22 protein-coding genes are annotated in these 25,841 nt (G+C 71.2%); 13 read left to right on the forward strand and 9 right to left on the reverse strand.

The genetic code is table 11. The annotated features are described in order from the left end of the window. Positions 1-20: 20 nt before the first annotated feature. Together Plo01_RS13065 and Plo01_RS13070 are read right to left on the reverse strand one after the other, a co-directional pair. A complete protein-coding gene (locus tag Plo01_RS13065) occupies positions 21-392 on the reverse strand; it encodes an NADH-quinone oxidoreductase subunit A (RefSeq protein ID WP_203890802.1) in 372 nt (123 codons plus the stop codon). 85 nt (positions 393-477) lie between these two features. Next, positions 478-1,827: a glutamate-1-semialdehyde 2,1-aminomutase gene (locus Plo01_RS13070; RefSeq protein ID WP_203890803.1), complete on the reverse strand. Its 1,350-nt coding sequence runs from the start codon at positions 1,825-1,827 to the stop codon at positions 478-480. A 314-nt stretch (positions 1,828-2,141) separates the two neighbouring features. On the opposite strand from Plo01_RS13070, the gene Plo01_RS13075 reads away from it, so the two are divergent. From Plo01_RS13075 to Plo01_RS13090, 5 genes are all read left to right on the forward strand, one after another. Next, a complete protein-coding gene (locus tag Plo01_RS13075; RefSeq protein ID WP_203890804.1) occupies positions 2,142-3,608 on the forward strand; it encodes a polysaccharide deacetylase family protein in 1,467 nt (488 codons plus the stop codon). A gap of 81 nt (positions 3,609-3,689) precedes the next feature. Beyond that, entirely contained in the window at positions 3,690-3,779 is a 90-nt protein-coding gene (locus Plo01_RS41300; RefSeq protein ID WP_373871680.1) for a putative leader peptide, read from the forward strand. Positions 3,780-3,984: 205 nt separating this feature from the next. Then, positions 3,985-5,832 carry a 2-oxoacid:acceptor oxidoreductase subunit alpha gene (locus Plo01_RS13080; protein WP_203890805.1) on the forward strand — a complete coding sequence of 616 codons (1,848 nt, stop codon included), beginning with the start codon at positions 3,985-3,987 and terminating at the stop codon, positions 5,830-5,832. A 55-nt stretch (positions 5,833-5,887) separates the two neighbouring features. Then, complete coding sequence (locus tag Plo01_RS13085) at positions 5,888-6,871, forward strand: 2-oxoacid:ferredoxin oxidoreductase subunit beta (protein WP_373871685.1); 984 nt, start codon at positions 5,888-5,890, stop codon at positions 6,869-6,871. Positions 6,872-7,387: 516 nt separating this feature from the next. Then, complete coding sequence (locus tag Plo01_RS13090) at positions 7,388-8,350, forward strand: NAD-dependent epimerase/dehydratase family protein (protein ID WP_203890807.1); 963 nt, start codon at positions 7,388-7,390, stop codon at positions 8,348-8,350. Between the two features lie 39 nt (positions 8,351-8,389). On the opposite strand, the gene Plo01_RS13095 is transcribed toward Plo01_RS13090, so the two are convergent. Then, entirely contained in the window at positions 8,390-9,616 is a 1,227-nt protein-coding gene (locus tag Plo01_RS13095) for an acyltransferase family protein (RefSeq protein ID WP_203890808.1), read from the reverse strand. Between the two features lie 10 nt (positions 9,617-9,626). After that, complete coding sequence (locus Plo01_RS13100) at positions 9,627-10,433, reverse strand: 2OG-Fe(II) oxygenase (RefSeq protein ID WP_203890809.1); 807 nt, start codon at positions 10,431-10,433, stop codon at positions 9,627-9,629. A gap of 137 nt (positions 10,434-10,570) precedes the next feature. On the opposite strand from Plo01_RS13100, the gene Plo01_RS13105 reads away from it, so the two are divergent. From Plo01_RS13105 to Plo01_RS40945, 7 genes are all read left to right on the forward strand, one after another. Continuing rightward, on the forward strand, positions 10,571-11,518 hold the full coding sequence (locus Plo01_RS13105) for a glycosyltransferase family 2 protein (RefSeq protein WP_203890810.1): 948 nt from the start codon (positions 10,571-10,573) through the stop codon (positions 11,516-11,518). A 149-nt stretch (positions 11,519-11,667) separates the two neighbouring features. Further along, a complete protein-coding gene (locus tag Plo01_RS13110) occupies positions 11,668-12,984 on the forward strand; it encodes a nucleotide sugar dehydrogenase (RefSeq protein ID WP_203890811.1) in 1,317 nt (438 codons plus the stop codon). Beyond that, on the forward strand, positions 12,974-14,248 hold the full coding sequence (locus Plo01_RS13115) for a glycosyltransferase family 4 protein (RefSeq protein ID WP_239316219.1): 1,275 nt from the start codon (positions 12,974-12,976) through the stop codon (positions 14,246-14,248). Before Plo01_RS13110 ends, Plo01_RS13115 begins: the two co-directional genes overlap by 11 nt. Beyond that, on the forward strand, positions 14,241-15,191 hold the full coding sequence (locus tag Plo01_RS13120) for a glycosyltransferase family 2 protein (protein ID WP_203890812.1): 951 nt from the start codon (positions 14,241-14,243) through the stop codon (positions 15,189-15,191). The genes Plo01_RS13115 and Plo01_RS13120 overlap by 8 nt, the downstream gene beginning before the upstream one ends. Beyond that, positions 15,188-15,730, forward strand: coding sequence for a dTDP-4-dehydrorhamnose 3,5-epimerase family protein (locus tag Plo01_RS13125; protein ID WP_203890813.1), 543 nt, complete (start codon positions 15,188-15,190; stop codon positions 15,728-15,730). The genes Plo01_RS13120 and Plo01_RS13125 overlap by 4 nt, the downstream gene beginning before the upstream one ends. Before the next feature lie 12 nt (positions 15,731-15,742). Next, the gene (locus Plo01_RS13130) at positions 15,743-16,672 is read left to right on the forward strand and encodes a hypothetical protein (RefSeq protein ID WP_203890814.1); all 930 of its coding nucleotides are present in this window, start codon (positions 15,743-15,745) and stop codon (positions 16,670-16,672) included. Positions 16,673-17,001: 329 nt separating this feature from the next. After that, positions 17,002-18,789, forward strand: a complete 1,788-nt coding sequence (locus tag Plo01_RS40945) for a DUF4082 domain-containing protein (protein ID WP_203890815.1) — start codon at positions 17,002-17,004, stop codon at positions 18,787-18,789. A gap of 81 nt (positions 18,790-18,870) precedes the next feature. On the opposite strand, the gene Plo01_RS13140 is transcribed toward Plo01_RS40945, so the two are convergent. Together Plo01_RS13140 and Plo01_RS13145 are read right to left on the reverse strand one after the other, a co-directional pair. Then, positions 18,871-20,220, reverse strand: coding sequence for an O-antigen ligase family protein (locus tag Plo01_RS13140; RefSeq protein WP_203890816.1), 1,350 nt, complete (start codon positions 20,218-20,220; stop codon positions 18,871-18,873). A 26-nt stretch (positions 20,221-20,246) separates the two neighbouring features. Further along, positions 20,247-20,966 (reverse strand): hypothetical protein, encoded by a 720-nt coding sequence (locus tag Plo01_RS13145; protein WP_203890817.1) that lies wholly within the window; start codon positions 20,964-20,966, stop codon positions 20,247-20,249. Positions 20,967-21,127: 161 nt separating this feature from the next. Between Plo01_RS13145 and Plo01_RS13150 the strand changes: the two genes are divergently transcribed. Further along, on the forward strand, positions 21,128-22,009 hold the full coding sequence (locus Plo01_RS13150; protein ID WP_203890818.1) for a DUF6492 family protein: 882 nt from the start codon (positions 21,128-21,130) through the stop codon (positions 22,007-22,009). A gap of 36 nt (positions 22,010-22,045) precedes the next feature. Here the strand turns inward: Plo01_RS13150 and Plo01_RS13155 are convergent, their stop codons facing one another. The 3 genes from Plo01_RS13155 to Plo01_RS13165 form a co-directional block, all read right to left on the reverse strand. Then, on the reverse strand, positions 22,046-23,161 hold the full coding sequence (locus Plo01_RS13155; RefSeq protein WP_203890819.1) for a YveK family protein: 1,116 nt from the start codon (positions 23,159-23,161) through the stop codon (positions 22,046-22,048). Between the two features lie 199 nt (positions 23,162-23,360). Beyond that, the gene (locus tag Plo01_RS13160) at positions 23,361-24,242 is read right to left on the reverse strand and encodes a glycosyltransferase family 2 protein (protein ID WP_203890820.1); all 882 of its coding nucleotides are present in this window, start codon (positions 24,240-24,242) and stop codon (positions 23,361-23,363) included. After that, the gene (locus tag Plo01_RS13165) at positions 24,239-25,840 is read right to left on the reverse strand and encodes a lipopolysaccharide biosynthesis protein (RefSeq protein ID WP_203890821.1); all 1,602 of its coding nucleotides are present in this window, start codon (positions 25,838-25,840) and stop codon (positions 24,239-24,241) included. The genes Plo01_RS13160 and Plo01_RS13165 overlap by 4 nt, the downstream gene beginning before the upstream one ends. Position 25,841 lies beyond the last annotated feature (1 nt).

Genomic DNA, 25,841 nt, shown 5'->3' on the forward strand with positions numbered 1-25,841 from the left:
CCCGCATTCTCCTCCGCCGCTCAGGTCCAGGCGAGTACGCGCTTGCGCCAGGCGTAGAGGATTCCCAGCGCGATGAAGCCCAGGAAGACGAACATCTCGACCAGGGTGGTCATCCCGAACCCGGGCGCGGCGAAGACCGTCGCCCAGGGGAAGAGGAAGACCGCGTCGACCGCGAACACCACGTAGAGGTAGGTGAACACGTAGTAGCGGACCTGGGACTGGGCCCAGCCGTCGCCGACCGGGTCGATGCCGCACTCGTAGGTCGTCAGCTTCTCGGGGGTCGGCCGGTTCGGGCGGAGCATCCGGTTGCCGAACAGCGCTCCCGCGAAGATGACGACGCCGATCGCGAAGAGCGCGACGACCACGGCATACGAGCCGAAATACTCGTCCACGGAACGATCGTAACCGCCGGCCGCCTCCCGTCACAGGGCGGGAGGCGGCGGGTCAGAGATCCGGTGGTCCCGGAGCCGCGGCGGGTCAGGGGATGCGGCGCGGGTCCGCGTGGCGGCGGAGGGCCGGGGCGACCGGCCGTCCCGTCAGGAAGCCGTCCACGGAGCCCTTCTCCAGCGCCTTGCGGTACACCAGCATCGCCTCGCGCGCGGTGTCGACGGTGTGCGCGACCTCTTGTTCCGTGTGCGCCGCCGAGATCACGAAGGACTGGCCGAGCACTCCGCGCCGCAGCAGTTCCTGAAGGAACAGCGTCCGGTAGGGCTGGGAGGGCCGTCCCTCGCCGTCCTTCGTGGTGAACACCAGGCAGGACGGCCTGCCGACGGCCGCCACGTGATCCTGCACGCCCAGCTCCGCGGCGGCCTCGTTGACGCCCTCGGCCAGCAGGCGCCCGAGCCGCTCCATGGCGCCCACCGGGTCGGTCTCCGCGTAGGCGCCGATGACGGCGCGCAACGCCGCCAGGGACATCGTCTCCGGCCCGTTCGTGGTGGACATCAGGAACACCCGCGGCGCGTCCGTCCGCAGGCCGCCCAGTTCCATGAGCTCCCTCCGCCCGGCCAGCGCGGCGATCGGGAAGCCGTTGCCCATCGCCTTGCCCCAGCACGACAGGTCGGGCCGGACCCCGTAGACCGCCTGCGCCCCTCCGGTGGCCCAGCGGAACCCGGTGATCATCTCGTCGAAGACGAGCACGGCGCCGTGCCGGTCGCACAGCTCGCGCACGCCCTCCAGGAACCCGGGGGCGGGCTCGGCGAGCGCGGTCGCCTGCTCCATGACCACGCACGCGATCCGCCCGTCGTGCGCGTCGAACAGCTCCCGCAGGGAGTCCAGGTCGTTGAAGCGGAAGCGCACGGTCTGCCGCCGCGTCGCGGCGGGCACGCCGGCGTTCATCTCCAGCGCGCCGACGAACCAGTCGTCGGTCGAGAAGAAGGGCTGGTCGCAGACGGCCACCATGTCCCGGCCGGTCGCCGCGCGGGCCAGCCGGACGGCGGCCGTGGTGGCGTCCGAGCCGTTCTTGCCGAACTTCACCATGTCGGCTCCGGGCAGGAGTGCCAGGAAGTCCTCGGCCGCGGCCAGCTCCAGCTCGGTCGGCCTGCTGAAGCTCACGCCGTCGCCGAGGACCGCGCGCACGGCGTCCAGGACCGGCGGGTAGGCGTGGCCGAGCGTGACCGCGCGCAGGCCCATGCCGTACTCGACGAAGCAGTTGCCGTCCGCGTCCCAGACCCGCGCCCCCCGGCCTCGCACCAGGACGGGGGCCATTCCTTCGGGGTACTGGTCCGCGCCCCTGGCGTAGGTGTGCGCCCCGCCGGGGATGACCTCGTGAAGCCGTCGTTGGAGTTGCTCTGATCGGGTGAATCCCGCTCGAGATCCCGGAAGGTCCATCTGCCGAGAATATGGATTTCTATCCCATAGGGGATAGAACTTGCCCGCATCCGAAATCAGGTCGTCCGCTCACCGGAGACGCGACTTCGCCCGGCGGAGGGAAGGGGCTTCCCGGTGGGGCCGCCCCGGAGCCCTCGGCGGCCTCCCGGACATCGGAACGCCGGGGTGACCGGTCAGTGGATCGAGCCCTTTTGATAACTGTGCACACAGGACCCGTCACCCTCCGAATCCGTTAAACCTGGATACGACAAAGCCTGCGCCCAGGTAATCCCAAGGGAGGGTAAATAGGATAACTCTCCGTCTACCGTTCATTTATGCCCAAAACGCGCCTCGCCGGAGGGATCGCCCTCGTCGCCGCGACCGTCATCGGTTGCGGCGCGGCCACGACCACCTCGCTGTCCGCGAAGGAACTCATGGCCTCGGAGCCCACGCTGATCGACTACGTGGACCCCTCCACGGTGCCGGGCCTGGGTACGGAGACGATTACGGAGAGTGACTCCGGCGACCGTCGCGTCCACGCCGCCTACCCCGTCGTGGACGGCGCCCCCCTCCTGGCCGAGAAGCTCCGCGCGGTGGTGACCGGGCACGTGGGCCGGTTCGGGAAGGACCCCTCGGCGACGTCCCCCGAGCTCAACGTCGACTGGCAGCTCGCCGCCGTCTCGGACCAGGTCATCGGGGTACGGCTGAGCGTCGGCGAGTCCACCGGGACCGGCTGGACCACCTCCAGGACCACGGTCTGGTACGACCGCGTGGAGAAGCGGGCCATGGACTCCACCGGCCTGCTCAAGGACCGCTCGGCGCTGAACGCGCTGGCCGCCCTGGCCCGGGTGGAGCTGGCGGGCCGCAGCCAGGTCGTGGACGTGGACGCCGTCAAGGCGGGCGAGGAGCTCTTCGACTCCCTCTCCTTCAACCGCGACGGCGATCTCGTCGTGGAGTTCGACGACTACCAGGTGGCGGCCGGATCGCTGGGCCGGGTGGCGGTGGCCGTACCCGAGGAGAAGGTGGCGGGCCTGCTGTCCCCCACCGGGGTGCGGGCGCGCTCGGCGGCGGTGACCGCGCGGAAGAACCGGGCGCAGGTCCCCTCCGCCGCGGACATCGAGGCCGCGGCCGCCGACCGGCCCCCGGCGCGGAGCACCCGGGCGGACGCCGTGGACTGCGCGCGCGCCAAGTGCGTGGCACTGACCTACGACGACGGCCCCGGCCCCGGAACCGGCGCGCTGCTGGACGTCCTGGCCGAGCACGGGGCGCGGGCCACCTTCTTCGCCGTCGGCACGAACGCCGCCGCCCAGCCCGATCTGCTGCGGCGGATGAGCCGGGAGGGGCACCTGGTGGCCAACCACACCTGGTCCCACCGCGACCTCACCTCCCTGCCGACCAGCAAGATCGCCTACCAGCTCGGCCGGGCGCAGGAGGCGATCACCCGGGCGACCGGGCAGGCCCCCACGCTGATGCGCCCGCCGTACGGCGCGACCGACGAGAAGGTGGCGGAGGTCGCGGCGGAGATGGGCCTGTCGGTGATCCGCTGGAGCGTCGACCCGGCGGACCTGCGGGACCCCGACCCCGGGAGCGTCGCCCGCCGGGCCGTCGCCGAGGCGGAGCCGGGAGCGATCATCCTCATGCACGACGTCCGGCGCACGGCCGCCGACGCGACCCCCGAGATCCTGCGGACTCTCACCGCGCAGGGCTACGTCTTCGTCACGGTGCCCGAACTGTACGGCTCCGCCGGAACGCGGCCGGGCGAGACCCGCGACTCCGGCCCGTCCCCGGCGGCGGCACCGTGATCAATGTCATAGCCAGCGACTATGACCCCATAGCTGGATGGGATAAGGCTTACGGCCCGGCGGGACATATAGTTGGGCACCGTGACCCCCACTGTCCTCTTCGGCCGCCTGCACGTGGATCTGTGCCGGCTCGCTTCCGGGCTGTGTCGGGCCGACCGCCCGCGTCCGTGACCCACCCCCGGCGTCCCCGCGCCCGGGCGGACGCCCCAGCGCCCCACGTCCACACCGCTGCGGCCCGCCGAGGATATGCGACATACGTCACACTCCTCCGCCGAGTGGAACGCGAAGACCGCCGCGTGACCCTGAGGGATCTAGCATGGAAATGAAGAACTTGCCATCAGCAACGGCGCCCTGGCGCGTCGAGGAGGACTGAGCTGTGACGAAGCAGGTTCAGCAACTCGACCGCGTGATCATCCGTTTCGCCGGCGACTCCGGCGACGGCATGCAGCTCACGGGTGATCGCTTCACTGCCGGAACGGCGGAGTTCGGCAACGACCTCTCCACCCTCCCCAACTTCCCCGCGGAGATCCGCGCCCCCGCAGGCACCCTGCCGGGCGTGTCGAGCTTCCAGCTCCACTTCGCCGACCACGACATCCTCACCCCCGGTGACGCTCCCAACGTCCTGGTCGCGATGAACCCCGCCGCGCTCAAGGCCAACCTCGGCGACCTGCCGCGCGGCGCCGACATCATCGCCAACACCGACGAGTTCACCAAGCGCAACCTGCAGAAGGTCGGCTACGACGCCAACCCGCTGGAGGACGGCTCGCTGGCCGAGTGGCGGGTCCACCCGGTGCCGCTGACCTCTCTGACGGTCAAGGCGCTGGAGGACTTCGACCTCTCCAAGAAGGACGCCGAGCGCTCCAAGAACATGTTCGCCCTCGGTCTGCTGAGCTGGCTCTACCACCGGCCCACCGAGGCGACGATCTCGTTCCTGGAGACCAAGTTCGCCAAGAAGCCCGACATCGCCAAGGCCAACATCGCGGCCTTCACCGCGGGCTGGAACTACGGCGAGACCACCGAGTCCTTCTCGGTCTCCTACGAGGTCAAGCCCGCGCAGCTGCCCCCGGGCGTCTACCGCAACATCTCCGGCAACCAGGCTCTGGCCTACGGTCTGATCGCCGCGAGCGTGCAGTCGAAGCTCCCGCTGTTCCTCGGGTCCTACCCGATCACCCCGGCCTCGGACATCCTGCACGAGCTCTCCAGGCACAAGCGGTTCGGCATCCGCACCTTCCAGGCCGAGGACGAGATCGCGGGCGTCGGCGCGGCCCTCGGCGCGTCCTTCGGCGGGGCGCTGGGCGTCACCACGACCTCCGGCCCCGGCGTGGCGCTGAAGGCCGAGACCGTCGGCCTGGCCGTCACCACCGAGCTGCCGCTGATCGTGGTGGACGTGCAGCGCGCGGGCCCGTCGACCGGCATGCCGACCAAGACCGAGCAGACCGACCTGCTCATGGCCATGTTCGGCCGCAACGGCGAGTCGCCGCTCCCGGTCGTCGCCGCCATGTCGCCGAGCGACTGCTTCGACGCGGCCGTCGAGGCGGCCCGGCTCGCGGTGAAGTACCGCACGCCGGTCATGCTGCTGTCCGACGGCTACCTGGCCAACGGCTCCGAGCCGTGGAAGGTGCCCAGCGCCGCCGAGCTGCCGGACATCTCCGTCCCGTTCGCCACCGAGCCGAACGACGGCGAGGCGTTCCTGCCGTTCAAGCGCGACCCCGAGACGCTGGCCCGCCCCTGGGCCGTCCCGGGCACCGCGGGCCTGGAGCACCGCATCGGCGGCATCGAGAAGGCCGACGGCACCGGCAACATCTCCTACGATCCCGACAACCACGACCGCATGGTCCGGCTCCGTCAGGCCAAGATCGACGGGATCGCCAAGGACATCCCGGCGCTGGAGGTCGACGACCCCGACGGCGACGCCCGCGTGCTCGTGCTGGGCTGGGGCTCGACCTACGGCCCGATCGCGGCGGCCGTGCGGCGCATCCGCAAGTCCGGCGGGAAGGTCGCCCAGGCGCACCTGCGGCACCTCAACCCGCTGCCGGCCAACACCGGCGAGGTGCTGAAGTCCTACGACAAGGTGCTGCTCCCGGAGATCAACCTCGGCCAGCTCGCGCTGCTGCTGCGCGCCCGCTTCCTGGTCGACATCATCAGCTACAACCGCGTGCGCGGGCTTCCGTTCAAGGCCGAGGAACTGGCCGGCGTGATCCAGGACGTGATCGACAGTGAGTGAGCTCGTCAACGGCAGGGGCCTGTCCCTGGTCCCCAAGTCCGACGCCAAGCAGACCATGAAGGACTACAAGTCCGACCAGGAGGTGCGCTGGTGCCCGGGCTGCGGTGACTACGCGATCCTGGCCGCGGTGCAGTCGTTCGTCCCGGAGCTCGGCCTCAAGCGCGAGAACATGGTGTTCGTCTCGGGCATCGGCTGCTCCTCCCGGTTCCCGTACTACATGAACACCTACGGGTTCCACTCCATCCACGGCCGCGCCCCGGCGATCGCCACCGGCCTGGCCGCCTCGCGCCCCGACCTGAGCGTGTGGGTGATCACCGGTGACGGCGACTCGCTGTCCATCGGCGGCAACCACCTGATCCACGCGCTGCGCCGCAACGTCAACCTGAACATCCTGCTGTTCAACAACAGGATCTACGGTCTGACCAAGGGCCAGTACTCCCCCACCTCCGAGGTCGGCAAGATCACGAAGTCCACCCCGATGGGCTCGCTGGACAAGCCGTTCAACCCGATCTCGCTGGCGCTCGGCGCCGAGGCCTCCTTCGTGGCCCGGACCATCGACTCCGACCGCAAGCACCTGCAGTCGGTGCTGCGCGAGGCCGCCGAGCACAACGGCACCTCGCTGGTGGAGATCTACCAGAACTGCAACATCTTCAACGACGGCGCCTTCGACCAGCTCAAGGACCCCGAGCAGCGTGACGACATCACGCTGCGCCTGGAGCACGGGCAGCCCATCGTCTCGGCCTCCAAGGCGGTACGGCGGGCGGCCGACGGCGGCATCGAGGTCGTCGAGCGGGCGTCGGTGCGCGAGGAGGAGATCCTCGTCCACGACGCGCACCGCGCCGACCCGTCGCTGGCCTTCGCGCTGTCCCGGCTGGACGAGCCCGCCTTCGAGCACGTCCCGATCGGGATCTTCCGGAGCGTCGACCGCCCGTCCTACGACGAGCTGATGGCGACGCAGCTGGAGGAGGCCGTCGCGCAGAGCGGCCCCGGCGATCTGGACAACCTGCTCCTCGCCGGAGACACTTGGCGGATCGGCTAACTCCGGGGTCTGCACGATGCCTCCGTAGCGGCCGGCAGCAGTCGACCCCTACGGAGACATCGCGTGCTCTCCCGCGCCTTGCTCCACCACCTCGCCGTGGCCCTCCTGGTCGTCATGGCGTTTTCAGGGCTGCCGTCGAGCGCCTTCCCCGCCCTGCCGTCCGCGCCGGGCGGGCCGGTCTCCACCGAGCAGGCGCCGGTGGAGACCGACGAGGCGGCCGGCTGCAACGGCCGTCAGCGCCGTCTCGCGCACGGGGCCCGCAACCGCCCGCCCCGTCCCCCCGCGCCCCGGAGCGTCTGCGTCCTCTCCCACCGGCCGCGGGCGCCGTGGATCCGCCGGAGCCCGACGCCCGGCCGGGAGTCGCGGCGCCGCAGGGCGGTCCGCCGAAGACCGCGTTCAGCCGGACGGGACCGCCCGCGAAGACGCGCCGCCCGTCACCGGCCGTCCCCCTCTTCCCGAGCTCCTCCACGACCTCCTTCCCCACATATCCCATCTGAATTGAGTGGAAGGAAGTCCATGGAAGACACGGTTCCGAGCGCTGCCGGGTTCGAGGAGCAGCGGCGCTCCCGTTGGGCGGGCAGCCGGGCGCTGGTGACCGGCGCCGCCGGATTCATCGGGTCCCATCTGGCCAGGCGGCTGAGCGAGCTGGGCGCCGAGGTGCACGCGGTCAGCCGCCGCCCCAGAGCCGCCGGGCACGGCGAGACCTGGCACCGCGCCGACCTGCGCGACACGGACGCCACCGCCAAGCTCTTCGGCTCCGTCCGCCCCGACGTCGTGATCCACCTCGCCAGCGAGGTGAACGGCGCCAGGCACCGCGACGTCGTCCTGCCCACGCTGGAGAGCAACCTCGCCAGCACGGTCAACGTGCTGTCGGCGGCCGCGGACCGGCCGGACACCACGGTGCTGCTCACCGGGTCCGCGGAGGAGCCCCGGCCGGGCAACGGCCAGGCTTTCCCTCCCTCGCCGTACGCGATGGCCAAATGGGCCGCGAGCGGATACGCCCAGCTCTTCCACAGGCTGTGGAACGTGCCGTGCACGATCCTGCGGCCCACGATGGTGTACGGCCCCGGCCAGCGGGACACCGCCAAGCTGGTGCCGTACGTGACGCTCTCGCTGCTCCGCGGTGAGGAGCCCTCGCTCACCAGCGGCGCCAAGCTCGCCGACTGGATCTACGTCGACGACGTCGTCGACGCGTTCGTCGCCGCCTACGACAGGGGCGAGGCCGTCGGGGAGGGCTTCGACGTCGGCACGGGCACGAGCGTCTCGGTCCGGGAGGTCGTCGAGCTGCTGTCCCGCATCATCGGCGGCCCGGCACGGCCCCGGTTCGGGGAGGTCTCCGACCGGCCGCTGGACATCCCGCAGACCGCCGATCCCGGCCCGGCCGCCGCCGTGCTCGGCTGGCGCTCCACCGTCGAGCTGGAGGAGGGCCTGAAGCGGACCGTGGCCTGGTACGCGGACGGGCACACGGACGACGGCTGACGCTTCCCGACAGGTTCCCCGGGGACGACGCTCCCGAGATCAGCGCTCCTCGGGGACCAGCGACGCCTCGGGATCGGCGACCCCGGTCCCGGGCGCCCGGTGCGGGACACGCCCGGACACGGCGAGCCTGGCCGCGGCGACCCTGGCCGCGGCCGCCTCGCGGAGCCCCTGCCAGCTGCGGTGGCGCAGGAAGGGCTCCTCGAACAGGCGCGAGAACAGCCAGGAGCCGAAGATCACAGCGGGCATGCCGAGAGCCAGCATGACCAGGAAGCGGGGCACCGGGTCCAGCCGCATGGGCAGCACGGCGAAGTGCCACAGGGTCAGCAGGATGGGCGAGTGCACCAGGTAGATGCTGTAGGAGAAACGACCGGTCCAGCGGAGGAAGCGGGTCTGGAAGAAGGAGCGCAGGCGGCTTCTGCGCGCGTGGACCAGACCGGTCAGGAGCAGCGCCGTGCAGACTCCCGCGGCCAGGTCCACCCAGAAGAAGTTCTCCACCACCGTGACCGAGCCGGCGATCCAGGCGTAGGCGATCAGGAGCGCCGCGCCGGCCCCCGCGCCGATCATCGCCCACCGCCGGGGCCGGGGCGGGCCGTTCAGGACGTTGGCCGCGACCATGCCGAACACGAACAGGGCGAGGAACTGCGGGGTGAGGCCCTGGATCGGGGACAGGACGTCGAACTGCAGCGAGACGTACTGACTGAAGATCACGGCGGCGAGGGTGGCGAGCACCAGCCAGCGGGCCGTGAACCGGCGCTGCCACCACAGCAGCAGCGGGAACAGGAAGTAGATCTGCCACTCGATGGCGATGGACCAGAACGCGCCGTTGGGCGACGGGCTGCCGATGACGTCCTGGAGCAGCAGTCCGTGGACGACCACGGACTTGACCGTGACGGGCTGGTGTCCGACCACCGTCCCGTCGGGGCCGAGCAGCTCGTGGTTCCTGACCGCGATCATGATGATCGAGAAGGCCAGCGCCGCCCAGTAGGCGGGCAGGATGCGCCAGGCCCGGCGGCGGAAGAACCGCCGCGCCCCGCCGCGCATCCGCCCTTCGTGCCTGACCGGTTCGATCGCCAGCGAGAAGCCCGACAGCACGATGAAGACGGCCACGGCGATGTGGCCGTAGAGCAGCCAGCCGGTCCACCAGGGGCCGCTGTTGGCGGGGAAGTCCTCCCAGACGCCCAGCCAGATGTGGTGGACCGCGACGAACATCGCGGCGATCGCCCGGATGCCGTCGAGATAGGTCAGTCTCAGCCGGGGCTCCCCCACCGCCGGTTGCCTAGTCCTTGCGCCGGGAGGCCAGGTCCACCAGGGCGGGCGGGGTCCATCGCTTGGCGACCTGCCGGAGATTGCTCTTCCAGGACTCGCCCGGGCGCTGCTTGAAGACGGTGGTGTGGTCGTCGGTGACCTCCTCGGCCGGGCGGCCGTTGGAGTAGTAGTACAGCGCCATCGACCGGCGGGCCCGGTCCTCCGGGCAGGTCAGCGGGTCGGGGTGACCATGGTTGGCGTCATCCGTGGTGGCGAACAGGACGAACCTGTTGAACACCGGCAGGATGGCGTGCTCGCACTTGGTCATCTCCTTGTCCCACAGCTGCAGGTGGCCGCCGTAGCTCTCCTCCCAGTCCTTGTTCAGGTAGAGCAGGCCGTTGAGCCGACGGTCGAGGTTGAGCCGGCGGTGCCGGTTGAAGTCCACGTGCACCTTGAGGAAGCCGCCGGGACGGATCTGGTGCAGCCCGCCGCCCTCGTAGTGGGGGTCGGGGACGAGCTGCTCGATGCCGGTCAAACGTTCCAAGAAGTCGACGAAGACCTGGCTGTTGAACTCGGCGAGCAGGTGGCGGGTGGCGGGGCCCATGCGCTCGGTGTCGGCCAGCGCCAGCTTCACCTCCCTGGCGCTGTCGAACTGCTGCCATTCGACGTCCCGGGGCTCGGGGAACTCCGCGAGCACGGGTTCGAGGACGGCGGGCGGGAGGAAGTCGTCGATCACGATGTGCCGGAACGGTGACGCGTCCAGGAACTGCGGGCGCAAACGGTCCGCCATCGGGAGCAGATCCTCCCGGCGGAAAGTGAACTGCTCGACGTCCTGCACGGTGATTCTCCATCCGTCCTCGTCACGGCCTGCGAACGCGCGGCCGAATGCCCGGCCCCCTGCGGCGGCCCTACGAATGCTCATCGTGCGCGCGAAATACTTTCGTTACAGCCCTTTCCCGGTGAATACTCCGCGTCATGCTGATATCCCGACCCGCACGGATCGCGATCGTGGTCGTCACGTACAACAGCGCGAAAGTGCTGCCGGGCTGCCTCGCCTCCCTCGCAGAGGGAGCGCGCGGCACCCACCTGACCGAGGTCGTGGTGGCCGACAACGCCTCGAAGGACGACTCGGTCGCGATCGCCGAGGCCGCGGGCCGGACCGGCGCGGAGGACGCCCTCCTGCCGGTCAGGGTCGTGCAGACCGGCAGGAACGCCGGCTACGCCGCCGCGATCAACGCCGGGACGCGGACCTTGGACCTGGACGGGCTCGACGCGGTGCTGGTGCTCAACCCCGACTGCCGCCTCCGGCCCGGGATGCTCGCCCCGCTCTCCGACGCCCTGCGCGAGCCCGGCCGCGGCATCGCCGCGCCCCGCATCGTCGATCCCGGCGGCCACGTGCACCCGTCCCTGCGCAGGACGCCGACCGTGCGGGGGGCGATCGCGGAGGCGCTGATCGGCGGACGGCTGGCGGGCCGCGTCGGGACCCTGGGCGAGGTGATCACGGACCCGCTCCGGTACGAGCGGCCGGGACCGGCGGACTGGTCGACCGGCGCGGCCATGCTCATCTCCGCGCGGGCGCTGCGCGAGATCGGCCCGTGGGACGAGTCGTTCCTGCTCTACAGCGAGGAGACCGAGTTCGCGCTGCGCGCCGCGGACCGGGGGTGGGCGCTCTGGTACGAGCCGTCGGCGGTGGTGGAGCACATCGGCGGCGACGCCAAGGTCAGTCCCATGCTCGCCTCCCTGCTCGCGGTCAACAAGGTGCTGCTGTTCCGCCGCCGCCGGGGCCCGGTGGCCTCGTTCGCCTACCACGCCGCGGTGACCCTCGGTGAGATGCTGCGCGCGCTGGCCGGCCGGCGCACGTCGCGCGCCGCGGTGGCCGCGCTGTTCCGGCCGTCGCGCCGGATGCAGAGCCTGCCAGGCTGAACGGGAGGAGCCCGTCGATCCGGGTCTTCGGCGTGTAACGCTCCCTCAGTGATCGCCGACATATAGGGGCGAGGTGGGGCCCGGACGGCACGACAGCCCCATGACTTCGCGTGATCAACGGGTGGGTGACACGACGAAGGGCAGTGCGCATGAAGATCAGTGTCTTCGGGCTGGGGTACGTCGGCTGCGTCTCCGCCGCCTGCCTGGCCGCACGAGGACATGAGGTCATCGGGGTCGACGTCAACCAGACGAAGATCGACCTCATCAACGGGGGCCGCACGCCGGTGGTCGAGGAGCGGATCGGCGAGCTGGTCGCCGAGACGGTGGACTCCGGCGCGCTGCGCGCCACCGCCGACGTCGCCGAGGCGGTCGCCTCCACCGAGATCTCACTGGTCTGCGTCGGCACGCCGTCGGCCCCCAACGGCAGCCTCTCCACCGTCTACCTGGAGCGGGTGTCCGAGGAGATCGGCCGGGCCCTGGCCGGCCGCGGCGACCGGCACACGGTCGTCTTCCGGAGCACGATGCTCCCCGGGACCTGCGAGGGCCTGCTCATCCCGATCCTGGAACGCTCCTCGGGGATGACCGCGGGGGCGGACTTCGGCGTGGCCGTCAACCCCGAGTTCCTCCGCGAGGGAACGAGCGTCCGCGACTTCTTCGACCCGCCCAAGACGGTCATCGGCGAGTCCGATCCGGCCGCCGGAGACATGGTGGCCGCGCTCTACGAGGGCCTGCCCGGCGACGTCTTCCGGGTGCCGATCCCGGTGGCCGAGATGACCAAGTACGCCGACAACTCCTTCCACGGACTGAAGATCGCCTTCGCCAACGAGCTGGGGGCGATCTGCCAGGCCCTGGGGCTCGACTCGCACCGCGTGATGGACGTCTTCCTGGCCGACCGCAAGCTGAACATCAGCCCCGCCTACCTGCGGCCCGGCTTCGCCTTCGGCGGCTCGTGCCTGCCCAAGGACCTGCGCGGCCTGGTCTACGCGGCCCGGCGCGCCGACGTCTCGGTGCCGCTGCTCTCCCACATCCTGCCCTCCAACGACGACCATCTGCGGCGGGCGTTCGAGCTCGTCACCGCCAGCGGGCGGCGCAAGGTCGGGATGTTCGGGCTGTCGTTCAAGCCCGGCACCGACGACCTGCGGGAGAGCCCGCTGGTGGAGCTCGCCGAACGGCTCATCGGCAAGGGCTACGACCTGCGCGTCTACGACGCCAACGTCTCGTTGTCGCGCCTGATGGGCGCCAACCGGGAGTACATCGAGGAGCGGTTACCCCACCTGGGCGACCTGCTGACCGACTCCGCCGAGGACGTGCTCGCGCACGCCGAGGTCTGCGTCGTCGGGAGCAAGGAGCCCGAGGTGCAGGCGGCGCTCGCCGCCGCCGGGGACCGCCCCATCGTCGACCTCGTCCGTCTCCCCGACGCCGAAGCGCGCCGGGCACACCCTGGATACGTGGGCCTTGGCTGGTAACACGGTCGGCAACGCGCCTGACAGCACGGCGGGCAGAGCGCTCATCCTCGTCGAGAACCTCTCGGTGCCCATGGACCGGCGGGTGTGGCAGGAGAGCACGGCGCTGCGCGACGCCGGCTGGGAGGTGCACGTCATCTGCCCGCAGGGCGCCAAGCAGGACACCGAGCCCGAGGCCGTGATCGACGGCATCGCCGTCCACCGCTACCCGCTGCGTGCGGCCACCGGCGGCCCGCTCGGCTATCTGCGGGAGTACGGCGCGGCGCTCTGGCACACCTTCCGCCTGGCCAGGAAGGTCGGCAAGGTCGACGTGGTGCACGCCTGCAACCCGCCCGACCTGCTCTACCTCGTGGCCAAGGGGCTCAAGCGGCGCGGCGCCGCGTTCGTCTTCGACCAGCACGACCTCGTGCCCGAGCTCTACCTGTCCCGGTTCGGCCGCGGCCAGGACTTCCTCTACCGGGCGGTGTGCGATCTGGAGCGGCGCACCTACCGGGCGGCCGACGTGGTCATCGCGACCAACGAGAGCTACCGGCAGGTCGCGATCTCCCGGGGCCGCAAGCGCCCGAAGGACGTGTTCGTGGTGCGCAGCGCCCCCCAGGTCGAGCGTTTCCACCAGGTTCCCCCGGACGAGTCGGCCAAGCGGGGCAAGCCGCATCTGCTGTGCTACCTGGGCGTGATGGGACCGCAGGACGGCGTCGACTACGCGCTGCGGGCGCTGGCGAGCCTCCGCGACGAGGTGGGCCGTACGGACTGGCACGCGGTGTTCGTCGGCGGCGGCGACACCTTCGACGCCATGGTCGCCCTCACGCGGGAGCTGGGCCTGTCCGACTGCGTCGAGTTCACCGGCCGCATCCCGGACGCCGACCTGCTGCGCTACCTGTCCACCGCCGACGTCTGCCTCTCGCCCGACCCGCTCAACCCGCTCAACGACGTCTCCACGATGAACAAGATCATGGAGTACATGGCGATGGCCCGGCCGATCGTCTCCTTCGAGCTGCGCGAGGCGCGGGTCTCGGCCGGGGAGGCGGCGCTGTACGCGCCGGCCGACGACGTCTCGGAGTTCGCCAAGCTGATCGCCCGGCTGCTCGACGACCCCGCCGAGCGGCGCCGGATGGGCGAGATCGGCCTGGAGCGGGTCAGCGGCGCGCTCTCCTGGGAGCACTCGAAGAAGGCGCTGCTGGCCGCGTACGGGGCGGCGGCCGGGAAGGCCGCCGGGGCGCGGCCCCGCACGGCGTCCGGAGCCGAGTCCGAGGCGGCGCGTGGCTGAGCCGGTCTCCGCGGCGATCCCGGCGCACAGCGCCTCCGTGGTGATCCCGGCGCACAACGAGGAGGGCGTGCTCCGCCGCTGCCTGGACGGGCTGCTGGCCGGGACGGAGCCCGGCGAGCTGGACGTCGTCGTCGTCGCCAACGCCTGCACCGACCGCACCGCGGACGTGGCCCGCGCCGCGGGCGTGCGGGTGGTCGAGACGCCCGTGCCCGGCAAGGTGAACGCCCTGGCCCTGGGCGACGCGGAGTGCCGCGTCTTCCCCCGGATCTACCTCGACGCGGACGTCGAACTGCCGTCGGACTCGGCCCGCGCGCTGATCGCGGAGCTCGGCCGGCCCGGGGTCCTGGCCTGCGCGCCGGTCCCCGAGTGGGACCTGCGCGGCGCGAGCCGTACGGCCAGGCGGGTCCACCGGGTGCACGACCTGATGGTCGCCCCGCACCGGGCCCTGGCCGGGGCGGGCGTCTACGCGCTCTCCGAGGCCGGCCACGCCAGGGCCTTCCCGCTGCCCGACGTGGTCTGCGACGACGAGTGGGTGCACCGGAGCTTCACACCCGCCGAACGGCGGGCGGTGCCCGGTGCCCGTTCGGTGGTCCGCCCGGCGCGCACCGTCCGCGCGCACCTGCGCCGCCGGGTCCGGGTACGGCTCGGCAACCGGCAGCTGGAGGCCCTCGGCCGTCCCGCGCAGGGCCGGCTGGGCCTGCGCTCGCTGGGCGCGCTGCTGGCCGCGCGGTCGGTGAGCCCGTTGGACGCGGTCTGCTACCTGGCCGTCCAGCTCGCCGACCGGGTGCTGGCGCGCCGCCGGGGTTCTCCGGACGCGCCGGTCGCCTGGGCCACGGATACGAGCAGCCGGGCGGATTCGGATGCGGCCGGCGGGCCGGGCGGGGACACTGGCAGCGGAGCGATCACCGGGACGAGCCGCCGGGCGGACGGAGGGACACCATGAGAGTCGAACGAGCCGCGCTCGACGGGGTGCTGCTGTTCGTGCCCGCCCCGCACCGGGACGACCGCGGCCTGTTCACCCGGACCTTCGACGCGGCGGTCGCGGCGGAGCACGGGCTGGACGCCGCCCGTTTCATCCAGGACAGCCAGTCGCGCTCGCGGCAGGGCACGGTCCGGGGCATGCACGGCCGGTCGGGGCGGGGCGAGGCCAAGCTCGTCCGGTGCGCCCGCGGGGCGGTGCACGACGTGCTCGTCGACGCGCGGCCGCACTCGCCGACCTTCGGCGAGCAGATGTCCGTGGTCCTGGACGACACGAGCTTCATCACGCTCTACGTCCCTCCCGGGCTGCTGCACGGCTTCCAGGCCCTGACCGGGCAGACCGACGTCTGCTACCGCATCGACCGGGAGCACGACCCCGCCGAGGACCTGTCGGTCCGCTACGACGACCCCGAATTGAAGATCCACTGGCCGCTGCCGGTCTCCGCGATCAGCGAGCGCGACCTGGCCGCCGGGTCATGGGCGCGGCTGCGCGAGCGGCTCTGAAAGGAACCACCCATGCGCCGCCTGTTCCCGTCCGTGATCGTCCTCGTGCTGTTCCTGGCGGCCTGCACCGAGTCACGGCCCTCCGGCGGCTCGACCCCGCGGCCGGGCACGCCGACGTCCACGCCCGGGACGACGCCGTCGGCCACGCCGCCGGCCACGCCGAGCGCGGGGCCGGAGGGCTGCCCGAACCACCCGACCCCGGCCTGCACGGGCGTGCCGCCCGGCACCGAGCTGCGCAGGCTGAAGCCGAACTACGCCGGCGGCACCTACCGGGTCACCAAGGACGGCACCGTCCTGGACGGCGTGCACGTCTCCGGCGATCTGCTGATCACCGCGCACGACGTGGTGATCAAGAACAGCCGGATCGACGGCGGCGTGCAGGACTGGTACGAGAACAAGGGCTACTCGTTCACCATCACCGACTCCACCGTCGGCCCGGAGAAGGGCTGCCTGACCGCGCCCGGCATCCAGACCGCGGACTTCACCGCCAAGCGGGTGCACATCCGCGGCCACGGCGACGGCTTCAGCGTCTCCGGCGACAACGTCCGCATCGAGGACTCCTACGTCATCCTCTGTTCCAACCCCGGCGACCACGGCGACGGCATCCAGACCATCGGGGCCGGCAAGGGACTGGTGGTCCACCACACCACGTTCGACCAGCGCTACGCCAAGGACGTGACCTCGCCGATCTTCCTCGTCGATCCGGGCACGGTGGACGTGGAGGTCACCTCGAACCTGGTGATGGGCGGGACGTACAGCATGCGCCTGCTGCACGCCCGCGGGAAGCAGGTCATGAAGGACAACAGCGTGGTCGACAAGTCGTGGGAGTACGGCCCGCTCGTCGTCGACTGCGCCAAGGTGGACTTCTCCGGGAACAAGCTCGTCACGATCGACGACGACTACCGGATCACCTCGGTCGTGAGCCCGCTGAAGTGCGAGTGACGACCCGTCCACGCGGTCATCAATAAAGGACAAATGCAGATTTTAGACCAGTAATACGGCTAATCGCTCTTACGCATCTTTATGGGTATCTATCCACGATAATAATGACGACTGGCTGTCACAACCGTAACAATGACCCTCGGCACTTGGATCTACTGAACATGTTGTCGAGCCGAATGTGATTCGGCGCGGAGGTCAGGATCATGCCTGGTGCGCATTCCTCCGGCCGGGGCAGGGGCGGCATCCGCGGGCCGCACCGTCGCCGGTCGTCACGATTAGGCCTCGGCGTCGCTCTGGCCTGCGTCCTTCTCGGCGGAGTCCCCGCGATCATGATCGCGACGAGCGACGACGATCCCCCGGCGCCGCCCCCGTCCAGCCCGGCCGTCCTCGCCGCCGTCGAGGAGGACGCCGAGACGTCCCTGTGGCCGGACGCCCCGCGGCTGAAGAAGGCGGCCTCCTACTCAGGGGCCCCGGTCGAGCTGGGCACGCGCTTCACCGCCGGAGAGGACGGCTGGGTCGCGGGAGTCCGGTTCTACAAGCCCAAGGGGGCCAAGGGCTCCTACACCGGCAGCCTCTGGAGCGAGTCCGGGAGCCGGCTCGCGCGCGTCTCCTTCGGCAGGACCAGCCCCTCCGGCTGGCAGGAGGCCCGCTTCACCACGCCCGTGCGGGTACAGGCCGGGCAGACGTACACCGTGTCCTACCACACCCGGGGCGGGATGTTCGTCGGCAGCAAGAGCACGGAGAAAACCGTCTCGGGGCCGCTGAGCACCGCTCCGCGCGGAGCCGGGGTCTACACGTACCGCAAGGGCGCCTTCCCCGACCGGTGGAATCCCAAGAACTACAACTACTGGGTGGACGTCATCTTCCGCTGGCGCCGCGTCACGCCCAAGCCGCTCCCCACGCTGAAGCCCGGGGGCCCGACGGCGAGCGCGACCCCCACCGCGGGGACGAATCCCCCGGTGGAGCCGGGGCCCGACCCGACAGACACGGCGCTTCCGACGCTCACGCCGGACCCCACGGCCACCGTGAGCCCCACGGTCACCACCACCGCCACCACGGATCCGACCGCGACCGCCACCTCGTCCCAGACGGCCGCTCCGGACCCGACCCTCAGCGTGACCCCGACCCCCACGGCGACGGAGACGAGCACCCCGACCCCGACTCCCACACCGACACCGACTCCCACGCCGACGCCGACGCCGACGGTCACCCCGTCCCGGACGGCCGCTCCGGACCCGACCCTCAGCGTGACCCCGACCCCCACGATCACGGTGACGGCCACGCCCAAGCCGACGCCCACCGTGACCTTCACCCCCACCCAGACCCCGACGATCGACCCGCCCCCGGGCAACGGCGGCTGCCCGAACCACCCGACCCCCGACTGCACGGGCGTGCCGCCCGGCACCAAGCTGACGACGCTGAAGCCGAACTACTACGACGCCTACCGGGTCACCAAGGACGGCACCGTCCTGGACGGCGTGCACATCCCCGGTGACCTGCTGGTCACCGCGCACGACGTGGTGATCAAGAACAGCCGGATCGACGGGGGCGTGCAGGACGAGTACTCGCGCAAGACGTACTCGTTCACCATCACCGACTCCACCGTCGGCCCGGAGAAGGGCTGCCTGACCGCGCCCGGCATCCAGACCGCGGACTTCACCGCCAAGCGGGTGCACATCCGCGGCCACGGCGACGGCTTCAGCGTCTCCGGCGACAACGTCCGCATCGAGGACTCCTACATCCTGCTGTGCTCCAACCCCGGCGACCACGGCGACGGCATCCAGACCATCGGCGCCGGCAAGGGACTGGTGGTCCACCACAACACCTTCGACCAGCGCTACGCCAAGGACGTGACCTCGCCGATCTTCCTCGTCGACACCGGAACGGTGGACGTGGAGGTCACCTCGAACCTGGTGATGGGCGGGACGTACAGCATGCGCCTGCTGCACGCCAGCGGGAAGCAGGTCATGAAGAACAACAGCGTCGTCCACGATTCCTGGGAGTACGGCCCGCTCGTCGTCGACTGCGGCAAGGTGGACTTCTCCGGGAACAAGCTGGTCAAGATCGACAGCAAGTACCGGATCACCTCGGTCGTCGGCCCGCTGAACTGCACCTAGCGGAACCGCCCGGCCAGCCGGGGTGACCCTCGGCTCCGCCCGCTCCCGCCAGCCCCCCGGCGGGAGCGGGCGGACCCCGGACTAGGACGTGACGGGAACGGGGTTCTCCTTCGTGGCGCGGTGGAGGGCACCGGTCGCGCCGACGAGGAGGAACATCAGCGCGGTCACCGCGGGATACGACAGCAGGTCGAAGGTCGCCGCGCAGACCAGCGGGACCAGCAGGCAGGCGGCGAGCGTGAGGGCCAGGTTGCGGTCGCGGGGGTCCGCGCTGCGGGCGCGGATCCTGAGCGCCACGGTCATGCCGCACAGGGCGACGCCGACGAACAGCGCCAGCCCGACGGCCCCGGCCTCCACCAGCGTGAGCAGGTACTGGTTGTCGAAGACCTGGTGTTTGGGGGCGTACCAGGTGCCGACCCCCCGGCCGAGCCACGGGCGCTTCTCGATCTCGGCGAGCGCCCAGGAGTAGTCGTGCGTGCGGAAGCGCACGCTGTCGTCGGACCCGAGGTTCGCGAACAGGTTGAACAACGTGCCGAGCAGGCCGGGGACCAGGAATTTGATCACGACGAGGAAGGCCGCGACGGCCCCCAGCGCCTGCAGGCGCCGCCGTCCGGGCCAGCCGAGGAGCAGCACCAGGGCCACGCTCCCCAGGCCCAGCACCGCGGAGCGGGAGACCGAGAACATCAGGCCGGCGGCGATCAGCCCGGTGCACACCCACCACCGCACCGCGGGCTGTCCCCGGTCACGGGCGTGGAATCCGTAGTGCGCGGCGATCGGGAGGAGCATGGAGCACACGACGCCGAACTCGATGGGGTGCCCCAGGGTGGAGGCCACCCGGTTGAAGTCGGACCTGCCGATCAGGGTCTCGATGCCCTCGACCCCGTTGTGGCGCAGGCCGGGCAGGACCATGTACTGGGTCAGGTCGAGGGCGAACATGAACTGCAGGCCCCCGATGACCGAGATGAGGGCCCCGGAGACCGCCACGGTCTTGAGCACGAGGTCCAGACGCTCGCGGCCGCGGACGCCGTCGCACACCGCCAGCGCCATCCCCAGGTTGGCGGCGATCAGCACCGCGGAGTGGTCGGCCAGGTTCAGCTCGTCCTGGGGCAGGTAGTACAGCGTCGTGTAGCCGTAGATGATCAGGTGCCCGACGCCGTACACGAACAGCGCCGTCCGGATCGGGATGCGTCCCTTGGCCGCCCCCAGCGTGGTGGTGAACTGGGCGCAGAGCCAGCACAGGAAGAGGAACAGTCCCAGGACGTCGGCCAGCGTCAGCGAGATCGGCAGGCCGCGCAGGACCAGGCGGGCCGGGATCATCAGCTGGGCGAGGACGAACAGCGCCACCAGGGTGGCCGCGTCGGCGCGCTGGCGCAGCAGCGGCTCGGCGAGGCGGGACCGGAGCGAAGGGGTCTCCCGCACCTCGGCGGGCGTCATCGGCGGCGCCGGGACCGGTGGCGGCGTCAACGCTGCCCGGCCAGTTCACGCGCGGCCGGCTCCTCCGGCACGGTCCCTCCGGCCCGCGCGCGCCTGCGCTCCCTGCGCGCGTTCGCGAAGCTCTCGGCGCCGAAGGCGGCGCACAGGCTGAGGATGCCGGAGACGCCCAGCGCGGCCCCGGCGGCGCGCAGCTTGCCGCCCCGCTTGGCCTCGGGCGTCGTCGGCGTCACCACGTCGGTCATGGTGAGGTAGGTCCGCTTCGGCGCGCCCACCACGTTCTGCCGTTCGACCAGCTCGGTCCGCGCCCGTTCCATCACCCGCCGTACGGCGTCCTGCGCGGCCTCCGCCGAGGTGCTCTCCCCCTCGATGAACACGAAGGGACCGCTGATCAGCAGCTCGGGGTTGCTGGCGCCGTTGCTGACCTTGTAGCCCGTGGCGCCCCCCGGCGGCAGCCCGAGCTCGGCGGCCATCTCCGGCGACCCCATCGCCTGGATCAGCAGGCTCGCGGTCATGCTGAGCCCGTGGTCGAAGTTGGCCAGCGGGTTGGTGTACAGCAGCGGCTGCTTGGGGTCGCCGGAGACGCTGCCGCCGGTGGTCGGGATGGTCACGACCATGACCGCGTAGGAGGTGTAGGTGGTCGGGACCGTCTGGTAGGCGCCGTAGGCCACGGCGATGCCGAGCAGGAAAGCGGGGAAGGTGACGTACCACCGCCGGAAGACGACCATGGTCGTCCGCCAGAAATCCATGCGTTCCCCTCCCCGAAGCTCCTCTTGGCAATCGCTCCGACCCCGTGGTTGTGTTACGCCGGAGTCGGAAGCCGGATTTCTCCCCATCGTCAGAGAACGTCGGATACGGTGTTCACCGCGTTTTCCGCCGCCAGACGTCACAGGACTGGAGACCCGCGGGAATGACCGAACTGGCCGTCATCACACCGAGCTGGAAGCCCGACGCGGAGCTCTTCGCGGAGCTGCACCGGTCGGTCCTCGACAACACCTCGGACGACACGGTGCACCACGTGATCGTTCCGGCGGCGCACAAATCCACCTTCGCCAAGTACGCGGGCAGGCGCTGCCGGATCTGGACGCACCCGGAGCTGATCCCGCGCCGCTACTGGCGCATGCCGGGCGGGGTGTGGGTCAACGCCGCCCGTCCCTGGCCGCCCGTCCGCGGCTGGATCATGCAGCAGGCCGCCAAGATCGCCGCCGCGGGGGCGATCGAGGCCGACGTCGTGCTGCTGGCCGACTCCGACGCGGTGCTGGTACGGCCCACCAGCGGCAAGCGGTTCATCGTGGACGGCACGCTCTCGCTGCTGCGCGAGGAAGGGGCCGTGACCGCCGGGATGGAGCGGCACGTCCTGTGGCACCAGGTCGCCCGGGACCTGCTCGGCCTGCCGGCCGCACCGCCGCCGCCGCTGCCGGACTACGTGGGCCCGCTGGTGTTCTGGGACCCTGTCGTCGTCCGGGCGATGCAGCGGCGGATCAGCGAGACGACCGGCCGCCACTGGCTGGAGGCGTTCACCTCCCAGCTGCACATCTCGGAGTTCATCGTCTACGGGGTCTTCGTGGACGAGGTCCTGGACACGCGTCCGGCCTCCAGCCCGCTGGTCTGCCACAACTGGTACGAACGCACGCCGCTCGACCACGAGTCGGCCGCGGCCTTCGCCGAGCGGCTGGGTCCCGACTCGGTCGGTGTGATGATCTCGTCCCACTCCGGCACTCCCCGCGACGTGCGGCTGGCCGCGATCGAGCACTCCCTCCGGGCCGCGAGGCGCGAGACGCCGGACCGGTAGGAACGGATCAGGGGTGGACACGGCGCCCGCCGGTGCTCACCCCTGCCAGTTCTTGCCCTCCTTGCCCGCGTGGGCGGGCTCGTCGCCGTTGCCGGGCGGGCGGTTCCGCGGGATCTCGTAGGACTTCACCGCCATGAAGACCTGCGTGTCGTCGTCGTCCAGCACGACCACGACCGGGGACTCCTCCTTGGGGTCTTCCTTCTTGGGGTCTTCCTTGGGGCTTTCCCGCGGCTGCTGCGGCTTCTCCTGCCGGGCGGCCTCATGCCGGACGGGCTCCGGACGGGCGGTCGTCTTCTGCTCGGCGGTTTCCCGCGGCTGCTCCTCCCCCACGGGGACCTTCCGCGCGGGCTCCCGCGGAGCGGGCCGGCTCTCCGGCTGCTCCTGCTTGCCGGGGCTGCCCGGCTCCCGGCCGATCCGCAGCAGCTCCCGCCGTTCGGGCTCGCCCGCCGCCGCCTCCCCCGCGGCCTCCGGCTCCCAGAGCACGGGCTCGGGGAGCGGCCGCCGGGCGGCGAGGGCGCGCCTGCGCGTCCTGGCGTAGACGATGGAGAACGTGCCGACGAAGCTCAGCACCGTGGCCACGCCCGCCAGCTGCACCTTGTCGCTGTAGCTCGCCTCGGGCGCGCTGGGCGGGACGACGTCGGCGACCGTGATGTAGGTGACGGGCGGGGCGCCGAGCTCCTTCTGCCATTTCATCAGCTCGTCGTTGACCCGCTTCTGCACCTTGCCCACGATCGTCCGCGCCTCGGCCGCCGAGGGGCTCGTCACGTGCACGTAGATGTAGGGCCCGCTGATGTCCAGGATGTCGGGGTTGGTACGGCCGTCGTCGACCGTGACCTCGGCCGCGCCGTCCTCCTTGACGCCCAGCTCCGCGAGCACGTCCGGGGCGCCCACGGACTGGATGAGGATGGTCGCGGTGGTCTTCAGGCCGTCGTTGAACTGCAGGAGCGGATTGCTCAGGCCGTTCGGCTTGGTCGGGTCCTGGGAGAGCGTCCACCCCTTGGCGGAAGTGGTCAGCACCATGAAGGCGCTGGAGCTGTACGTCGCGGGAACGAGGAAGAAAACGAGCGTTCCCACCGCCACCGAGAGCGCCACCAGCGGTGGCCCCACCGCTCGCCGGAGCAGGAGGCCAAATATGATCTTCCAAAAAGCCATGCGATCTGTTGCCCCTCGTCCTGTGCGCACCAGAACGCCCGGGCGCCCCGAATTCCCCTACCTTCTGGCCATCGGAGTGCGAAGGGCATCCGTTACATTCAGGCTATATCCGGTGTAGTCTCATGTCCCAAAATCCGGTGAAACAGTGGCCCGACGATCCGGCCGAAACCCGCGGGACGGCCTGTCGGGACCCGGTGGATCAGCGGCGGCCGATGGCCAGGCGCAGCACCTTTCGGCCGCGCCGCGCCACGATCCGCCGCTGGCGGAGCATGTACATGCCGAGCACGACCGCGCGGGCCCGCCGGTGCTCCTGCGGGGTGAGACCTGCCTGGGGCAGCCAGTTCAGGATCTCGCGGTACTGGAGCGTGGTGGCGAAACGCGCCGTCCAGCGGGGCACCCCGAGGTGCGGGACCAGGGCGGGCAGCCGCCGGTGGTGGACGTTCCGGTGCGACAGGATCTCCGGCACGTGCCCCCACGGCCCGGCCAGCGCAAGCTTGATCGCAAGCACCTCGTCCTCGCGGAGCATGTTGCGGCGCGGGATGCGCGTCAGGGCCTCGCGCCTGATCACGCCGTACAGCGGGTCGAGCAGGAGATAGGTCTCGGTGTGCAGCCGCAGCATCTCCGCCATCCGCGTCACCGGGTCGTCGGAGCCCAGATCGGTGCCGGTGTACGGCATCGTCCGGGTGACGCCCTCGGGGTCGGTGTAGGAGGTCTGCGAGGTGACCAGGATCAGCCGCTCGTCCTCGGCGAACATGCGCATCGACCGCGAGACGCACGAGGGTTCCAGCCGGTCGTCGTCACCGGCCCAGCGCAGGAAGGCGCCGTTGGCGACCTCGCCCACGTAGATGAAGTTGTTCGTCGCGCCGATGTTCTCGCGCTGGCGGTGGTAGACGATCCGGCTGTCCTGCCTCGCCAGCTCCCGGCAGAGCTCCTCGGTGTGGTCCGTGGAGGCGTTGTCGGAGATCACCAGTTCCAGGTTCTCGTGGTCCTGGGCCAGGATCGACCTGACCACCCCCTCCATCCGGTCCGCGCCGTTGTAGACCGGGAGCCCGACCGAGACCAGTGCGTCGGTGTGTCTCATCTGTCTTCCTTGTCATTCCTTGGTTTCCGCCGCGCCCGGGGCCGCACGCCGTAGCGCCGGAGCCGGTCCCTGGGCACGACGATCAGGATGTAGGCGACGAGCCCGCTCCCCCCCGCCACGACGAGTTCGAGGAGGAAGTCGTCGCCGAGGGCGGTGGCCACCCCCCAGGAGACCGCCCCGGCCGCCAGGCCGCCGAGCGAGGGCCGTACCAGCTCGGGGACGATCGGGCGGAAGCCGACCCCGACCCTGCTCAGCGCCAGCAGCGCGAGCGGGAGCGCCACCGCCGCCCCGGCGAGGGCGTGCCCGACCGCCGCGCCGCGGATGCCGTCGAGGTGGGCGCCGGCGAAGGTCGCGGGCACGAGCGCCGCCCCCCAGCCCAGGTTCAGCCACACGGTGCTCTTGGTCGCGCCCACCGAGGTCAGGATGTCGAAGGCGAGGGCGGTCAGCATCCGCACGACCATCAGGACGACGAGGAAGCGCAGCACGCCCGCGGACTGGTCCCACTTCACGCCGTACAGCAGCCCGATCAGCGGGTGGGCGAGCGTCCACATCAGCACCGCGATCGGCACGACGAAGGAGAAGAGCAGCGGGACCGCCCGCCGCACCCCCTCCTGCAGCGCCTCCGCGTCGTGCTCGGCCAGCCGGGAGAAACTCGGCAGCGACACGTACCGGACCGCGCTGGTGATCAGCAGGGGGACCCAGCTCGACACGTTGAAGGCCAGCAGGAAGTAACCGAGCGGCCCCTTGCCGAGGACGTTGCCGACGATGACGTAGCCCACGTTCATCAGCACCGCCTCCAGGCCGAGCCCGGCCGCGGAGGGCAGGCCGAAGCGCCAGAGCCGGCCGGCCACCTCCCGGTCGAAGCCGAGCCGGTACGGCAGCCGCGCGAAGATCATCACCAGCGCCCCGGTGACCAGCGCGGAGGCGACCTGCCCCCAGGCGAAGCTGTAGGGGCCCGCGCCGGCGATGGCCAGCGTGATGGAGACCGCCGCCTGGGCGACGAACCCCGCCATGATGGCCACGGTGAGCTGGTCCTGCCGGAACCTGCGGACCAGGGTGGCGCTGCGCACCGCGGTCACGGCCTCGACGAGGATGACCGCGGTGAGCAGCCGGACCACCCCGGTGGCCTCGTCGATCCCGGCCGCCCGCGCGAAGCCCGGCGCCGCCACCCAGAAGATCGCGTACAGCCCGGCCGCCGACACCAGGGAGAGCGTCGTCGCGGTGGGCGTCATCTCCTCGAACCTGCCCCGCCACTGGATGACCGCCGCCTGCACGCCCAGGTCCTTGACGACCATCACGAACTGGGTCGCGGCCAGCGCCACCGCGAAGATCCCGAAGTCCTCCACCCCCAGGAGCCGGGCGAGCACCATGCTCATGACGAACGACCCGGCCTTCATCACCAGGTTGCCGGCCAGGCTCCAGCGCAGTCCCCGGCCGGCCTTGTCGCCGATCTCCTCGATCTTGGAGTCGGGATTCGGGGGCGCCGGCACCTCGGGAACCGGGGGCACGCCGCCGTGCTCCACGGCGGGTTCCGGGGCCGGCTCCCCGTCGGGACCGCCGGCGGCCCGCCTCGCGGGCTCCGTGGCGGGTTCGGTCATG

Source organism: Planobispora longispora (assembly GCF_016863135.1).
GTDB classification, from domain to species: Bacteria; Actinomycetota; Actinomycetes; order Streptosporangiales; family Streptosporangiaceae; genus Planobispora; species Planobispora longispora.

Coding starts and splice junctions, on each gene's coding strand:
- Plo01_RS13070 (WP_203890803.1), bottom strand. CDS start 1,827: ATGGACCTTCCGGGATCTCGAGCGGGATTCACCCGATCAGAGCAACTC.
- Plo01_RS13075 (WP_203890804.1), top strand. CDS start 2,142: ATGCCCAAAACGCGCCTCGCCGGAGGGATCGCCCTCGTCGCCGCGACC.
- Plo01_RS13085 (WP_373871685.1), top strand. CDS start 5,888: ATGAAGGACTACAAGTCCGACCAGGAGGTGCGCTGGTGCCCGGGCTGC.
- Plo01_RS13090 (WP_203890807.1), top strand. CDS start 7,388: ATGGAAGACACGGTTCCGAGCGCTGCCGGGTTCGAGGAGCAGCGGCGC.
- Plo01_RS13105 (WP_203890810.1), top strand. CDS start 10,571: ATGCTGATATCCCGACCCGCACGGATCGCGATCGTGGTCGTCACGTAC.
- Plo01_RS13110 (WP_203890811.1), top strand. CDS start 11,668: ATGAAGATCAGTGTCTTCGGGCTGGGGTACGTCGGCTGCGTCTCCGCC.
- Plo01_RS13125 (WP_203890813.1), top strand. CDS start 15,188: ATGAGAGTCGAACGAGCCGCGCTCGACGGGGTGCTGCTGTTCGTGCCC.
- Plo01_RS13130 (WP_203890814.1), top strand. CDS start 15,743: ATGCGCCGCCTGTTCCCGTCCGTGATCGTCCTCGTGCTGTTCCTGGCG.
- Plo01_RS40945 (WP_203890815.1), top strand. CDS start 17,002: ATGATCGCGACGAGCGACGACGATCCCCCGGCGCCGCCCCCGTCCAGC.
- Plo01_RS13140 (WP_203890816.1), bottom strand. CDS start 20,220: ATGACGCCCGCCGAGGTGCGGGAGACCCCTTCGCTCCGGTCCCGCCTC.
- Plo01_RS13145 (WP_203890817.1), bottom strand. CDS start 20,966: ATGGATTTCTGGCGGACGACCATGGTCGTCTTCCGGCGGTGGTACGTC.
- Plo01_RS13150 (WP_203890818.1), top strand. CDS start 21,128: ATGACCGAACTGGCCGTCATCACACCGAGCTGGAAGCCCGACGCGGAG.
- Plo01_RS13155 (WP_203890819.1), bottom strand. CDS start 23,161: ATGGCTTTTTGGAAGATCATATTTGGCCTCCTGCTCCGGCGAGCGGTG.
- Plo01_RS13160 (WP_203890820.1), bottom strand. CDS start 24,242: ATGAGACACACCGACGCACTGGTCTCGGTCGGGCTCCCGGTCTACAAC.
- Plo01_RS13165 (WP_203890821.1), bottom strand. CDS start 25,840: ATGACCGAACCCGCCACGGAGCCCGCGAGGCGGGCCGCCGGCGGTCCC.